A 15,469-nucleotide genomic window follows, 5' to 3' on the forward strand; every position below is an offset into this window, starting at 1 on the left:
TGGTTAGTCACCGACGCCAGGCAGATCGTTTCCGCTTTGTCACGCGCCGCCCCACCAGCAGCAGCGGTACCACGAACATGGCGCCCACCGTGCCGGCAACGGTGCCGCCGGCCGTAGCCAACGCAATGGCCCCGAACATGCTGTCCGCGTCGGTGCCCACCGACAGCGGGATGAGCGACGCCAGCGACGCCAGTGTAATCAGCATGATCATGCCACCACGATCGACGGCCGCGCGCAGCACCATGCCCGCATCCAAGCGCACATCGTGGCCCGCATCCCGATGCGCACGCCGTCGTGCCAGGGCAGCATCCACCAGCAGAATGGACTGATGCACCGCGAGGCCCACCACGAGTATCACGCCCACTGCGGCTTCGCGCGTGAACGCCACCTTGAACACCCAGAACGCCGCTGCCACACCCGACAATGCCAGCGGCAAACTCAAGAACACCATGGCCGCGCCCCACACCGAGTCGAACACCAGTGCCACGGTGAGCACTACCAGCGTGATCCCCACCGCGAACACCAACCACAGCCCCTTTTCGCTGTTGTCGCGCTCGAATGGAGATCCGTCGGTGATGTCGACAATGCTGTACCCGGCCGGCGCCGCCAGTGTCTTCATGAACGCGGTGTGCGTGCGTCGAGCCAGCTTGGCGGGGCCACGGAAATCGTAGGCCACCTGTCGCACGTATTGTTGATCTTCGCGCACAATGGTGCTGAGCGCTTCGCGCGCATCCACGAACGCCACGTCACTGATGCGCACCGGCGCCCCGGTGGTGGTGGGGATCAGCGCATCCTGCAGTTCGTCCAGTGAACGCTCAAGCGCTCCCGCAGATTTCACCGTAACCGGCAGCTCGTCTCCGCCAATTTCCAATAGCTGGCGGCCTACCGGTCCGCGCACTTCGCGCCCCACCGCTTGCGCCAGTTGCGACGCGGTAATCCCGTATCTCGCCAGCGACTTGCGATCGGGTTCGAGCGTGACTTGCGACCCATGATCGCCACCAAAGTAGCCACCCGATGTGATGCGCACCTCACGTACACGCGTGATGCGCTCCAGTCGACTCTTGAGATCGTCGGCAATGGTGGCCACCCCTTCGTAGGAATAGCCCAGCACGCGAATGCGGAACGAGGCGAAACTGCCACCGCCACCGCCCGACGAAAAACCTGGACCATCTCCGAATACACCCACCTGAGCCCCACCAATTAATACGGCGCGCTGCGTGAGCGCTTCCTGCATTTCCAGCGGCACCGCCGTCAGTCCACCGGCACGTGTGAACAGCACCTGCATTTGCGCCTGCGTGCTGCCACCGGCAAAGGTGCGCACCTGCTCCACTTCGGGGCGGCGCACCACAATGCGCTCGAACTCGCGCATGGCCTTGTCGACACTCGTTGGCTCCGAGCCGCGCGGAAACGACAGGCTCACCGTCAGCGTGGTGCGTCGCTCACCAAAACCGGAGAACGAAGAGCGCGGCACCTTTTTGATGAACCCCCAGGTGAGCACGCCCAGCACGCCCACCGTGACCAGCAGCGTGGCCGCCCGCCAGCGCATCATGCGCCCCAGCACTTTCACATAGATGTGCTGCGTGCGCGACCACCGTTCGCGCCCATGCATGGAACGCGCGCCCAATGCCGGCACCATCAGCAACGCCGTGAACAAGCTCCACCCCAGCGCGAAGACAAACGCCGAGGCAAATGGCGCGAAGGCGCTGCGCGCGTTGCCCTGCAGGTAGAGAAACGGAAACAGCACCACTGCGGTAGTCAACGTGCTCCCCACCACCGCGGGCATGATGCGACGCGTCGCCGAGGCTCGGCCATCGGCGGTGTCGGGTGCCGTGCTCAATCGGTTCACGACAATGAGCGCGTCCTGCACCAGAATGCCCACGCCCATTCCCAATCCGGCTAGTGTGAGCAGGTTGGCCGGCACGTTGAACATGTACAACGAGAGTGCCGTGGCCGAAATCGCCACGGCGGTGCTGCCCATCACCAGCGCCACCGCCCGCCAGCGCCGCAACGTCACCGCCAGCACCAGCATCACCGCGGCAAAGGCAATCGCACCGCGCTTGGTGAGATCGCCCAACTCCTTGGCCAAGTCCTCGCTGGCATCGTTGCTTACGCGCAGTCGCACACCCAGCGGCAAACTCGGCTTCATGACGTCAATCGCGGCGCGCAACGCAGCAGCAGTCTTGATGGCATCGGCACCCGCGTGCCGCGAAATCTCGATAGCCACCGCCGGCTCCCCATCAATGCGAAAGAAGCGCCCGCGTGAATCTTCCTCGGCGCGGATGGTGGCCAGTTCGCCCAATCGGAACACGCGACCGCCGGGGCCGCGTACTGGCAAGCGCTCCAAATCGTCCAGCGCCGACGGTTGATCACGCAGCACCACATTGCGCACCGTGGTGCCCTGCTGCTGTACGCCCAGTGATTGCACCATGCGCGCGCCGCTCAACGCCTCGCTGAGTAGTTGCGGCGACACACCAATACGCCGCAACAACACCGCGTCGTAGGTGACCGACACGCCCAAATCGGTACCGCCGCGCACCGACACCCCGGACACGCCCGGCACGGCGGTGAGTCGTGGTTGCACGCGCTCGTTCAGCAGCTTCTGCAGCGTGCCCGGCGTGTACGGGCCAAACACTGTGAGTGACATCAGCGGCGGGTCTTCCAGCCCTTGCGGCACATAGTTCTGCACCGACGGTTGCGACACCCCGGGCGGCAGCTCCGAACGCAACAGTTCCAGCCGTTCCAGAATGGCCAGTCGCGTCATCTGCACATCGGCCTTGGCGTCCAGGTCAATGCGCAGACTCGCGTAGTCGTCGTTGGAGGTGCTGTTCACTCGCCGCACCCCGCGCACCCCCTGCACCGCCGCTTCAATGGGCGAGGTGAGGTAGGTCTCGATGACCTCAGGCGCCGACCCTGGCCAACTGGCCGATACAAACAGTTGCGGCAGTTCCACGGTAGTGCGCGTGGCCAAAGGCAAGCGCGAAAACGCAATGCCCCCCGCAATGAGTAGCGCAATACACGCCGCCCACACAACGGCCGGTCGATGCGCCGCAAATCGTATCACAAGTCGCCCATCTCCCGTCTCCCGTCTCCCGTCTCCCGTCTCCCACCCGTCTCCCGTCTCCCATCTCCCGTCTCCCGTCTCCCCTCCATCACCGCATACGCCGTCGGCAGCAAAAAGAACGTCACCAGCAACGCACTGATAGACCCGCCAATAATTCCCGCCGCCAACGGCTGGTACAGCGCACCACCACTGCCCCACCCAAACACCAGCGGCAACACGCCCGTGACCGTGGTAATGGACGTCATGGCAATCGCCCGAAGCCGCTGATGTCCACCCAGCAGAATCGCGTCGTGAATGGAATGCCCCGCCTCGCGGAATTTGCGAATAGCATCGAGCTTCACCACCGCTTCGTTATCGGCCATGCCAATCATCACCACAATACCAATCAGCGACACCGCGTTCAGCGACTGCCCCGTGATCCACAAAAAGATCACCGCGCCGGCACCGGCCAGTGGCACCGTGAGCATCACTACCAAGGGAATGGTGAAGCTGGCAAACTCACCGGCCAGCACCAAGAACATCAACAACGCCGCCAACACCAGCACCAGCAGCAGTTCATCGCTGGTGCGTTGACGCTCGGCGTCGGCACCCGCTACCTGCCACGTCACGCCACTGGGCAATGCCATGGCCGTCATGCGCGACAGCACATCGGTGGTGGCCTTGGCCGTGCCACCGGTTTCCACCAGCCCCTCAATAATGGTGACCGGACGTTGCCCAATGCGAATGACTTCCAACGGCGCGCGTGTTTCCCGCACCTGCACCAGTTGCCCCAGCGGCACACCGCGAATGGGTGTTTGCAGCGCCGTTTCCAACTGTTCGTTGCGCACGCCCGCATAGCGCACCGTGATGGGTGTGCGCTTGTCGGTTTCGCGCAGGTCGTTGGCATTCACACCGCCCAGCGCGCCAGCCAATGCGCTGGCCACCTGCTGCGGCACAATACCGCGTTCAGCCAATCGGGTGCGCTCCAACGTGACTTCCACAATAGGTTGCGTTTCCGCATAGGCGTCGCGCACATCACTCAGCGATGGCAACGTGCGCAGCGTGCGCCGCACGGTGTCGGCCCAGCGCTGCGACTCGGTGATACTGGCCGCCGAAAGCTCCACGCGTACCAAACGTCCCTCGCGCCCAATCAGCGAGCCAAACTCCGACTGGCCCGCCAGGTCCAGCGCCAACGCACCATTGGCCAGGTCGGGCAACGACGCGCGCAATCGTTGCGCAAACTCTGCCGCATCGGCCTTTGACGGCACAGGCACAATAAGCTGCGCTGTGGAACTCGAACCAGGGTCGGCACCACCAAGAATTTCTTCGTCGGTGGCTTTGCCAACCCGCGCATACGTGCCCCTGGCACCCAGCGTGCGCGCCGCCTGCTCCACTCGGCCCACTTGCAACGCCGTGGCTTCAATACTGGTGCCCTCCGGCAGCTGCAACTGCGCCACCAGCACCCCTTCGTCCACCCGCGGCAAGATTTCCTTGGGCAGCGTGTAGATAAGCACCCCGGTAATCACCAGCAGCACAAACGACAGCCCAAACACCGACTTCACGTGACCAAGTGACCACACCATGCCATGCTCGTACCACGCGCTCAGGGTGACACCCCACCTATCGAGTGTCTCGTTCAGCGCACTGGTACGCACTGGCGGCGGTGCCACGTGCAACGCGCGTGCGCTGCGCCGACGGCCGACAATCATGACCGGCATGAGCGTGAGCGCCAGCAACAGCGACGCGGCCACGGTCGTCACCACACTCAGCGACAGGTCGCGGAACAGTGCCGCGGCCAGGCCACGCACAAAAATGATGGGGCCGAATACCAGCACCGTGGTAAGGGTGCCGGCAAACAGCGGTGCGGCCACTTCGTCGGTGCCGGCAATGGCGGCGTCCATCAACGACATCCCTTCGTCGCGTCGTCGGCCTACGGCTTCGGCCACCACAATGGCGGTATCCACCAACAGGCCCGTGCCCAGCGCCAGTCCACCCAACGACAGCACGTTGATGGACACATTCATGGCTTGCAGTCCAACCAGTGCCACCAGCACCGACAGCGGCACCACCAATCCAATGGCCAGCGACACGCGCCAATCGCGCAGGAACACCAGAATCACCAGCAGCGACAAAATGCCACCAGCGACAATCTCCTGACCAAGGTTGGACAGGGCGTCTTCCACGAAATCGGCCTGCGCGGCAACCACGTTGATTTCAATGCCGCCAAACTCCGTTTGCAACTGTGCAATGGCCTCGCGCATGCGCCCCGTCACGGCCACCGTGTTGGAGCCGGCGTCTTTGTAAATCACCAGGCCAATGGCCGGCGCGCCGTCCAAACGCGTCATGGTTTCCGGGTCGGCCAATCCCAGTGTCACGGTGCCCACGTCGCGCAGCGTAATGCCCGACCCTACCGGACCCACGGGCGTATCGAGTATCTCGGCCGGCGTGCGAAACTCGGTAAGGGCGCGCACCGAAAATCGAAATTGTCCTTTGCGAATGGTGCCGCCGGCGCCCGTGGCGTTCTGCGCACGAATGGCGGCGGCCACGTCTTCGGGCGTGAGATTGAGTGCGCGCAAACGTTCAGGATCGAGATCGACACGAATCTGGTCTTCCGGTGCGCCCACCACCGCCACACTGGCAATGCCTTCAATCTGTTCCAATCGGCGCGCGTGCACGTCAGACGCAGTACGCGCCAAACTGCGCAGGTCTCCGCCGCCCTTGGACTGATTGCTCTTGAGCGCCAGCACCGCAATTGGGCGCTCGCCCGGATCACTGGTAAGCAGCGTCGGGCGTTCGGCGCGTTCGGGAAGTTGGCCACGCGCCGCATCGAGATGTTCGCGCACCGTGAGCACCGTGCCGCGCATGTCGGTGCCCCAGGCAAATCGCGCGGTGGTGGTGACTTCGCCATTGCGGCTGACAGAACGCAGTTCAACGAGTCCCGGTGTGGCGGCAATCGCCTCTTCAATGGGCTCGGCCACAAAGCGTGATACTTCTGGTGCCGCTGAGCCGGCGTAGACGGTGCGAATGGTCAGCACGGGCAGCGACACGTCGGGCAGCAGGGATACCGGCAGTCGACTGAGCGACACCGACCCCATGAGCACAACGGCCAGTACCGCGGCAACCGTCGCCACCGGGCGACGGACAGCAAATGCGGCGATGGACACCGGGCGGTTTCCTTACGCCTTGGGTCGACGACGAGCCGTCGAATCGGCCGGCGTCTGCTCGCGCGGTGCAGTGATGCGCACCGGTGCGTCGTGCGTGAGCGTGAGGTGCCCTTCCACGATGACCTGATCGCCCGCGTTCACGGGAATCTGCCCCGTAACAGAATCGGGGAGTACTTCGGTATCTACGCCGTTGCTGCGTCCCGGCAGAATGTACGTCCACTGGGCGCGGCCATCTTTCACCACGAACACCAGCGGACGACCATCGCGCTCGATCACGGCGCGAGCCGGCACCAGACGTCGATTGGTGAGTCGGGTGGCCTCCAGTTGCACGTCGGCGTACATGCCCGGGCGCAGTGCGCCGTCGCCAACCACACGCACAATGGCGCGACCGGCGCGGGTAACCGAGTCCACCATTGGCAGCACCGCATCAATGCGGCCGCGAATGGCACGGCCCGGTGCGCCAGCCGAGGTGATCATCGCTTCACCGCCTACGCGAATGAGCGGAAGGTCGTGTTCAAGCACCTGGGCTTCAATGCGGAGATTGCGGGTGTCGACGGCGGTGAGCAGTTGCTGTCCTCCGGTCAATCGCTCACCGACGGCAATGTCGATGCCGTCAATCATGCCATCGACCGGACTGGTGATGATGGCGCGCGATTGCTCCCACTTGGCTCGTTCAAGCTTGAGCCGAGCGCCGGGGAGGCCCGTCTTGTTCATCAGCGCGGTGCGCTGTGCCGCGGTGGGGCTGCGGCCGGTCACCAACGAGTCGGGCAGGTAGAGTTCGAGATACGCTCTGCTCGGCCTGATCGGTGGATGCCTGTGCTTCGCGCACGGCCAGGTCAAACGGATACGGGTCGAGCTTAACCAGCACCTGACCTTTGGTGACGCGCGCGCCGGGGCGAACCAGTACCTGGGCGACCGTGCCGGCCACTTCGGCGCGGAGTTTGACGGCGGCGTCGGAGCGGATCTGGCCGGTAGTGTTCACGCGCAAAATCAGGTCGCCTTCGCGCGCCGCGTCGGCAGTGACGGGGAGGGCAAGTTGGGACTGTGGCGCTCCGTCGGCGTTGGCCGAGGCGGCTGCGGAGGCGTCGCCGGTGGCCGGCTTGGTGGAATCGCCGGCGGTGGCGTCGCCTCTCTTACAGGCGCTAGCGGCGGCGAGCATGGCGACCAACAGCAGCGGTCGCACAACGCACCGCGCGCCGGACTTTCGAAAGGGAAAAGCGATCATAATTGACGACGCAATGGAGGCCCGGGGACGGCGGGGACGCAGGAACCACGTCGGTATTCGCTGACCAGTTGGCCAGACAGGGATTGGATGTCGCGCCCGGAGCAAAGGGTTGCCGGATCTTCTCAATGTGTGGTTCGGGCAGCGGGTTGGCGAGAGCGAAATCGTCCTAACGGGGGGCTAAATCCCGCAAGATCGACGTCGAGAACCGTCCTTTGCCACAGCGCCATTCTAGCGAGTCTCCACCCGATAGAAGCTCAGCTGCGCTGCGCCCGACTCATCAAAGTGGCGAATTACCACGACGTCTTCAGCAAAGCTGACCAATTGGGGTCGCTGAGCCTCCGGCAGCGGAAGGCTCACCAGCGAAATCCTGGCCCCACCATTGTCGATAACGTACCAATGCAGGTGATCAAAGTACGGATTGATCCAGATGCGTCCGCGCGGGTCACCACGAACCTGCCAAAAAGCGGGATACGCGGCCGGTTTCACAAATTGCTTCATTCGTGAAATGTGCTTTTTGCGCTGCTGAGGTGTCGCATCGGAAGGGAAGCCAGTCGTCATCAAGGTATCCCAGACCGCATCAGTCAGCTCACGCAGTGCGCCCTGCACTCGCCACATTTTGGTCACGCGCCCGGTGGCGAGCGATTGCGTGCGAACTTCAAACCTTTGCGGTTCACCGATCAGTAGTTCGCCAGCAAGAATCCCGAAACGCGGCTCAAAGAAGATTGGGCCGAAATACTCGGGCGCCGCGAGACGTCCGAGAGGCTGAAGCAACGTGCCGTCAGTTCGATACAACGCATATGGAAGCATGCGCCGTCTCGTCGCGTCGTATGAATCCCCCATTGAAAAGTCGCGAACGATGACCGAACCATCGCTGGAGCAACCGTTGTACGGCACGAGCCCCAGCCGGGCTTGCGCGTGACGGAGATTTCCAGACCGATCCCACACGGTCCAACGTCCGTCGGCGTCGAGCACGACCAACGAGCTGTCACGCTGAGGGCAGAGATCTCGAACGTCCGAGAACTCCCCGGGACCATTTCCGCCTCTGCCGACGATCCTGACGAGCCGTCCGCGTCCGTCGAAATACTTAAGTCGCTGATGGTCGCCGACAACGATCTGGCCGTCCGCCAAGAACGTACCGCTGAGAAAGATGCCACGCGCATCAAACTCCAGGCTGTCGTCTTCTTGTATGCCACCGAGCGTGAGATACGGTCGCGATGACAGTCGCACCGCGCCTGGGCCGGTCGGCAAGCGTGCGAAGCTGACCAGGCGAACGCCGGCACTGTCCGTCACCGTCGTTTCTACGCTGCCGCCACCTGGGGAGGCTTTGCAGGCAACCGCGATCATCGTGATCGCCAGTATAACGCCTGATGCGACTCTACGACGTGTCGGCGCGCCAAGAGTGGTGAAACAGGACGCGCGCATTCGCGACCGCGCTTTGCGCACGGGTGGCTGCGACCACCGGCCATCGCTTGAACGACCTCTCCATCGCACAATCATCAAGCAGAATGTGTACGTTTTCGTTTCAAACTCTCAAGACCCGCATTCAGCGATCCGGTCGAAATCGGACTCGGAGCACTGCCTCCTCACCACTCTCCAGCTCAATTCGAATAAGTGTCGCACTATTCCCTGCCGTAATTCCAGCACTCTTCACCACTACATTCGGAAGTGCCACATGATGCTGCGTTCCGCGGCGAGTATCAACAATATGCAGCCCAAACCACGGACGAATGCGGCTTTCCCCGACGTCGCCGGATGGGGTACGAAACTAGACGGAGTCAATCGTGAGCAGGACGATCCGATCGACGTCCATTCGCGCCAGAAAACGCCACGAAGGAATGCGTTCAGGGACATCGATATCTGCCGTTTGCAGTTTCGGGATATCCGGCCGGAACCGTCTTAGTGCTTCTTCGAGCAGCACGTCTCGAACCACACTCGGAATCGCGGGCCGGTCTCGCTCAAGCCTGGCGACAAGCGTCGGGTGGTCAGGCGATTCCAGAGCATAGCGCCATATTGAGTCCGATTGCGTGCACCCCCCAATGACGGATCCATCAGTCCCACCGACATACTGAAATGATGCGGCATACTGCGTGGAAATCCCAAGCTCAAGGGCGGACTCCTCTGGCACTCTCCAGCAACCGGCGGCGACGGCGTAACGGTCAACATGGAATCACCAGACAGTGAATGGACTACAATTCGCTCACGAGCGCGAACAGAGACCTTCGCTCGATTGGGAGTGGGGATCGTCTCTGAAGACAGCAGTGCCGAATGTGATGCAACCAGTGGGTGCTCTCCCGAAGGCTCCCCCGACAATCCAAGTACCAGATTGCGATCGAATGATCCGTCTTCCTTGAAGATCACCAACCCTCGTCGGCCGAGGTCGCCAACGGCGATCCGTCCGTCCGCAAGTACAGTCATTCCATAGGACGAAATCAGTTCGCCGGGTCCTCCCCCCGCGCGCCCGATCGTGGTACAACGACCCTGTGAATCGGAGGTTACTATTCGGTTCGCACGCCGATCCAAAACCAATAGCCGAGACAACGAATCAAGGCCTAGCTCGTCCGCAACGCCGACAAGTGGCCGCCCCTTCGCATCGGAACAGGCAAGCGCAATTGTGTCAAATTGGACATGAAGTCGCTCCGCTGACATGGCGCCGGGCTGCTTGACGACTCTACCTTCGCACCCGATAGCAAGGAGAGGCAGGAGGCCTCGCGCAATCAAGCGAAGCAGACGCTGGTGCTGGATTCTCAATGACGGAACCTGAAAGTGACGACTGGCAGCCTGAGTGCACTGGCGAGGGCGCGTCCAGCAAACATGATCCGAAAGTCTACTTCGCAAGCGCCTCCATAGCACGATCGTGACCGAATGCTCAGTGGCATCGCTACGGTCGGAACGGCGCGTGACACCATCCGAGCGGCCGAGCTTCGCCCATTCCCGTGGTGTCGAGGTGGCTAAACTCAACAACGGCATCGGTACTATCCCTTCCCGGCATGACCATGGGAATTCGATCTCGGTTGATCTGGAATGGAAATCCTGCGTGCGCTAGCTGCACCACTGACTGGACCCGCCCGTCAAGACTCGTTCGCGCAACGTTCGCCGACGGTTCGGCACTGGAAACCAGAGGCCGCCCGCTGCATCGATCATTGGCGCCGAGAATGCTGACCGTATTCCATTAGCATCGCTCTCCAGCATTCGCCGAGTCAGCGCTCGCTGACCGGCATCTCGGATACCGCCGACGGCGCGATCGAGCACGTCGTTCCGCTCCTTGTCAGAGATGGGCCGACGCGAGAACGGCAGTGGGTACGTTTGATTGATACGCCCCTTGAGATCCATCACTTTCACACCCGACGAGTCGACGACGATGATGCCTCATCGCACACGGCTCCAACCACCGTCGCAATCTCGTCGAGGGATATTCGGTATCGTGCCGGACCTTCTCCGACGGCGACATAGCGACGAATCGGAAGCCGAACAAACTCCTCCGGGCGATAGCTTGGCATGCCGACGACCACGACTGGAGTGTCGGCTGCGATCCGTGCGGTAGCGGTTCGATTTACCACGCGTCGGCGGCGAATCCCCACCAACCGGCCATCGCGAAAACGTCCTGCCACGGTGGTCTGGATGTTGTCCTTTGCGACCCACTCTGACAAGACCTGATCAATGGCATTGCCCAAGGCACCATCATAGACCAGGAGACGATTGGAGGTTGGGTCAAATGCCATGATGCTATCGCCAGGCAGCGAGAAGATTCCACCGACGCTCTGGAACTCGCCAGGCCCGCTGCCGCGGCGGCCGATCGACTTCACGAGAGTCACCGCGGAATCGAACACGGCAATTCTCTGCTCGTACGAATCCGCGAGCGCAAACATGCCAATTCGCAGGTGGATCCCAACCGTTGTAGAAGGGACAAAGTTCGAACGATCAGGTCCGAGAAGCGAGTCGACTCGCGTGATTCGCGTCAGCGACGTGGCGTTCGCCTCCGACCAACCATCTCGATCGGCTTGGCATCCCCACGCGACAAGAGTCGTGAGGACAAGAAGCGCCATTCTGTTCACTTGAGAGTATTCGATGAGTCGAGGGTTTCGACGAGAGCACGATGTGCTTTGGCAAAGCGACGCTTACACGATTTCGAAATGCAGGTGATTCACCGGTGCCTGGCCTGGTGGAATCGTCGACTGAACGTCGTCATTCTTACAGGCAGTGTCCGCAGCGAGCGTTATGGGGAGCAACAGAGAACCGAACCTACGTGAGAGTGCAGGGTCTTGAATGACGATGCGATTGAGAACTGGGGACGGCGGGGAGGCGCAACTTCTAGTGGGGCTTTGTGGACCTCGTGGCCGGAAGGGTTTGGATGTCTTGTCCGACAAGATCGGTCACCGGGTACGCGAAATGAGGGGGGGGGCGAGCACGATGACGAAAGCAGGCTCGCGCACCGAGTCGCGGATGCGCGCTCATGCCACATTCTTTCCAGCCGACGATTCCCGGTCCAAAAGTCCAGTCAAGGTGAGTGTTCACGCCTCGCAGGCTCGGCGGGATTGACTCAGATTGACTGGACTTCCGGACAGGGGATTTCGAAGGGCACGCCGATGCGCGGCGCGAGACAGTTCACGTAACGGTCAGCTTGCTCCGCCGACACAATTGAGAGGCGTTCCGAAGCAGTAATAGATACCGTCAGTCTGATCGTAGACGAGATGGTGGATATTGTCTTCGTCCGCCCGAGCCGTTGACGCGGCTCCCACGACGACAGCTGCGATGACCACGCACGCGAATTTTAGAGCGTTTCTTTTCATGATGACACCTCCGGGAAGTTGAGTGGTTTGATCCAAGGTTCACACCAATGGCCGCTACTCCTCGCCGAAATCGCAATCGACTGGAGTGCCAAGGCAATAGAACAGCTTGTCGATTCCATCGTATACAAGATGATGTTTGGGCGCGTCTGCCGCATGAGCAGCGTTGATCGCAATCGCGCAGATTGCGGCAGCGATCGCAACGCGAATTGATGCTCTCGTCCGTTCCTTTCTCATGTTCGATCTCTCCTCAAAGGTTTGTGTGGCCATCTTGGCCACCGATCTAACACCCAACGCCGGCTGCGCTGAGTGAGCGTCGGCGCGTCTGGCGTCGACAATTTCCGAACGTCGATCAGGGAAGGCGGACGGAGGTGCTTGGACTTCCCCCGAGTTCATCGCGGAGTCGGGTGCCGAGCTTTTTGGCAGCCGCGTCCCAGAATTCACTCTCACCCCATTTTCCCGAGTTCATCAACACGACAGATCGACCACGCATAATGACGCGGATAGGCGGTCGGGAGGTCTTCATCACCCACCTCTCCCTTGTTTGCGAGAGCACCCTGAACTTGACATCAATGCCGGAATGTTCAGCAATCTCGCGCTGTAAGAGCGAATCTGAATCTGTGCCAATGAGAATCACAAACGGCGCTGCCAACTTATGTGCGGCCGCGCGCTCTGCGAACCTTGATATCTCTGCGATACAGGACAGGCACCGCGATGCTTGGATAAGGAGCACACTACTGAATTCGCCCTTCACGCCACGTGACGCGCTGTCGCTCATGGGAACTATGGTCGACACGTAGCTTGCGGCGATGAGCGTGCGTATGGGCTCAACGATCGACGACTGCAGGTGAGTGCTCGCAAGGATCGCAAGTCCACCGACAAGGATTGCGGCCGCTTGACGCGCCCATCCCGAGCCCAAGGCGTTCTTCACGGCTTCGCAAGGCTCGGGAACAATTGAACTCGGCGAATGATTGCCCTCCCGTCCTCAGTCGCGCCAGTTATCCAAGCAGTGTCGTTGAAGACGCGCAAGAGCCGTCCGGGTACGTTGCGAATGCGTTTTGTCGCAGCGAGACGAGTGTCAAAAATGTGCCATTCATTCTGGACTTCGCCGTTCGGAGCGGTCCGTTCTGTAGATAGCAACAGATCCCCATTGCTCAACGAATGGGCAGACTGGACGTGCGATGCGCGGTCGATCCAGTCCCGTGTCGGCCCGAGGCCTCCACCTGCCGGGCGCAGGCGAGGGTCCAACTGCACCCAGTATTGCCGCGGGATGTTTGATCTGCAGACTTCATGCCCGTCCTTAAGGTCAACACGGACAATGGTGGGCGAGATGCTCAGTCCGAGAACGGCGGTTCCACCACGAGTCAGTGCTCCCCACACTCCGTCCACTACAAGGTTCGTTGCCTGAAGAATCGGTTCGGCTGGTACACCTTGCCATTTCACTTGTCCGTCCCGTTCGACAAGCGTTGCAAGGTGGATGTAGTTGGCCTTCGGCACGGCGCCGAGCAGTAGAAACGAACTTGCACCCGTTCCAACGACCTGCCTTATGTTGGATGGAATGCGCGGGACCGAACTAATAAGCACCCCGTTCGGCTGGAAGATCGACATGCGACTAAGGGCCATGTCGATCACGACAATGTCTCCGTTCGCATCGAACATTCCGGCAGAGGGTAGCCTGAACTCTCCTGGTCCTTCACCCTCACGCCCGATCGACCTGCTGCTTCGCAGATTGGCATCTCTGATTGTGATCCGTCGACTTCTTGAGTCGATGATGAGTACTTGCCCACTAGCATTTCTATCTAGAACACGGATCCCGAGAGCCGCATCGGGACCGGCGTCAGGAATTGTATCCAGGCGCCCCGCTGGAAATATTCGGTCGAACAGGAACTCGCGCGCGACGGCGACTGGTTGAGCCACGCAGGCGCCGCCCTGCGCTAGGTCGTTGGGCACGTGTTTGTTGGGCGTTTGCCCGTCAACGATCAGCGGTATTGCGCTGGTCAGGAGAGCCGAAGCGACAATTCCTAGCCCATGCACCATGGAGTCAACCCTTTGGACGGACACTTGGCCTGCGCGGCTCGCGCCATCTGACGGAGCGGCTGTTCGTACTGCTGCTGACGGACCTACGGCAACACGAAATGTTGTGGCTCGGGATTGGACCTAAGACGTCCTGACGATGACGCATTGAGTACGCTGCGCACACTGACCTTGGACATGCCTCAAACTTGCACGAGATCAACCGCTTCTGCGAATCGAAGTCACTGTACGCAGCATCCTGAACCGGCGCTATGACGCTAAACGACCATACTCGACGACGCTTACAGATGCGGCGCCCAAACCTGCAGCGCCATCCGACGCACCCACTCCGGACCAGACTCTTTCACTTCGCTCCACGAGTGACCAGTCGTTTCGCGCACGAGTTTGTAGTACGACGCCGGATCCCCTCCGCGGCGCAACGCCCACGCTGAAAGAGCGCCTTCATTCTCGAATCGCTCGGTGAGGTGCACCACATAGCACCAGTTTCTCAGCGACTGAAATGGTGGGAGTCTGTGCGCCACGAGCAGTCGTCGAAGCGCCGTCTTGTTCGGCAGGCCGAGCAATGCTGCGGCCTGGGACACACGCAGACTCAGGTGACACTCCTCGAAGAGGCTGGTCACCTCGGGACATTTGGATAGTGTCGCCGACCAGATGCTGGTGGCGCGTGCCACTGTATCCGACAGACCTGTCATTGTGGATTTCACTGTGCGTAAGGAATGGCGCGTCTCGCGAGATTTGTTCAACTCGCGGGCCTCAACCAGCGTGTTGGCCCAACGGCACGCCGTTCGGCACACTGACAATCCCCCCCCCGGACGAAACGCAATCCCCAATCCATCGATTTCCAAAACTCGTTGCCCATGGTGACCGGTAGTTGCCCATGGTGACCGGTTGATTTCGCCAGCACGGGTGCAAACTACCGATATGCTTGCGTCGAAACTCCTCAACGCGATCGACCGCGTGCTCGAATCCGCCGAGGTCTGCGGTCCCGCGGCGCAGGTCGATGACATGGTTCGTGCACTGAAAGCCGTGCGACTGGATCTCTATGCCGCGATGGAAGACATCGATCGCGCCAGCGACGACGTGAGGCGACTGCGGGCCATGCAACACTGGAACGAACGCGCGGAGTGGGCCGAGCAATTGGTGTCCACGATGTACAGCATGCTCAAACAGCCGATGCCCATATGACATTCTCCTCTTTCCTCAGGGTGCGCCAATGATGAAA

General features: G+C 61.3%; 11 protein-coding genes. 1 reads left to right on the forward strand and 10 read right to left on the reverse strand.

Annotated features, from left to right (window positions below):
- Positions 1 to 7: 7 nt before the first annotated feature.
- The 10 genes from IPP90_00600 to IPP90_00645 form a co-directional block, all read right to left on the reverse strand.
- Positions 8 to 3,061, reverse strand: a complete 3,054-nt coding sequence (locus IPP90_00600) for an efflux RND transporter permease subunit (protein ID MBL0169212.1) — start codon at positions 3,059 to 3,061, stop codon at positions 8 to 10.
- The gene (locus IPP90_00605) at positions 3,058 to 6,204 is read right to left on the reverse strand and encodes an efflux RND transporter permease subunit (GenBank protein MBL0169213.1); all 3,147 of its coding nucleotides are present in this window, start codon (positions 6,202 to 6,204) and stop codon (positions 3,058 to 3,060) included. The genes IPP90_00600 and IPP90_00605 overlap by 4 nt, the downstream gene beginning before the upstream one ends.
- A gap of 12 nt (positions 6,205 to 6,216) precedes the next feature.
- A complete protein-coding gene (locus tag IPP90_00610) occupies positions 6,217 to 6,960 on the reverse strand; it encodes an efflux RND transporter periplasmic adaptor subunit (protein MBL0169214.1) in 744 nt (247 codons plus the stop codon).
- Positions 6,878 to 7,363: a biotin/lipoyl-binding protein gene (locus IPP90_00615; GenBank protein MBL0169215.1), complete on the reverse strand. Its 486-nt coding sequence runs from the start codon at positions 7,361 to 7,363 to the stop codon at positions 6,878 to 6,880. Before IPP90_00615 ends, IPP90_00610 begins: the two co-directional genes overlap by 83 nt.
- Before the next feature lie 294 nt (positions 7,364 to 7,657).
- The gene (locus tag IPP90_00620; protein ID MBL0169216.1) at positions 7,658 to 8,773 is read right to left on the reverse strand and encodes a hypothetical protein; all 1,116 of its coding nucleotides are present in this window, start codon (positions 8,771 to 8,773) and stop codon (positions 7,658 to 7,660) included.
- A gap of 421 nt (positions 8,774 to 9,194) precedes the next feature.
- Entirely contained in the window at positions 9,195 to 9,359 is a 165-nt protein-coding gene (locus IPP90_00625; GenBank protein ID MBL0169217.1) for a hypothetical protein, read from the reverse strand.
- Positions 9,360 to 10,764: 1,405 nt separating this feature from the next.
- A complete protein-coding gene (locus tag IPP90_00630) occupies positions 10,765 to 11,241 on the reverse strand; it encodes a hypothetical protein (protein MBL0169218.1) in 477 nt (158 codons plus the stop codon).
- Between the two features lie 1,029 nt (positions 11,242 to 12,270).
- Positions 12,271 to 12,450, reverse strand: a complete 180-nt coding sequence (locus tag IPP90_00635; protein ID MBL0169219.1) for a hypothetical protein — start codon at positions 12,448 to 12,450, stop codon at positions 12,271 to 12,273.
- Positions 12,451 to 13,140: 690 nt separating this feature from the next.
- Entirely contained in the window at positions 13,141 to 13,872 is a 732-nt protein-coding gene (locus tag IPP90_00640) for a hypothetical protein (protein ID MBL0169220.1), read from the reverse strand.
- Positions 13,873 to 14,528: 656 nt separating this feature from the next.
- A complete protein-coding gene (locus IPP90_00645; GenBank protein MBL0169221.1) occupies positions 14,529 to 14,939 on the reverse strand; it encodes a hypothetical protein in 411 nt (136 codons plus the stop codon).
- Positions 14,940 to 15,168: 229 nt separating this feature from the next.
- On the opposite strand from IPP90_00645, the gene IPP90_00650 reads away from it, so the two are divergent.
- The gene (locus IPP90_00650; protein ID MBL0169222.1) at positions 15,169 to 15,432 is read left to right on the forward strand and encodes a hypothetical protein; all 264 of its coding nucleotides are present in this window, start codon (positions 15,169 to 15,171) and stop codon (positions 15,430 to 15,432) included.
- The last annotated feature ends 37 nt before the right edge of the window (positions 15,433 to 15,469 follow it).

This window comes from Gemmatimonadaceae bacterium (genome assembly GCA_016720905.1).
Lineage (GTDB): Bacteria > Gemmatimonadota > Gemmatimonadetes > Gemmatimonadales > Gemmatimonadaceae > Gemmatimonas.

Excerpts from the sequence above, each read along its gene's own strand:
- IPP90_00615 (MBL0169215.1), bottom strand. The coding sequence starts at position 7,363 with ATGCTCGCCGCCGCTAGCGCCTGTAAGAGAGGCGACGCCACCGCCGGC.
- IPP90_00620 (MBL0169216.1), bottom strand. The coding sequence starts at position 8,773 with ATGATCGCGGTTGCCTGCAAAGCCTCCCCAGGTGGCGGCAGCGTAGAA.
- IPP90_00635 (MBL0169219.1), bottom strand. The coding sequence starts at position 12,450 with ATGAGAAAGGAACGGACGAGAGCATCAATTCGCGTTGCGATCGCTGCC.
- IPP90_00640 (MBL0169220.1), bottom strand. The coding sequence starts at position 13,872 with ATGTTCGATGCGAACGGAGACATTGTCGTGATCGACATGGCCCTTAGT.
- IPP90_00645 (MBL0169221.1), bottom strand. The coding sequence starts at position 14,939 with ATGACAGGTCTGTCGGATACAGTGGCACGCGCCACCAGCATCTGGTCG.
- IPP90_00650 (MBL0169222.1), top strand. The coding sequence starts at position 15,169 with ATGCTTGCGTCGAAACTCCTCAACGCGATCGACCGCGTGCTCGAATCC.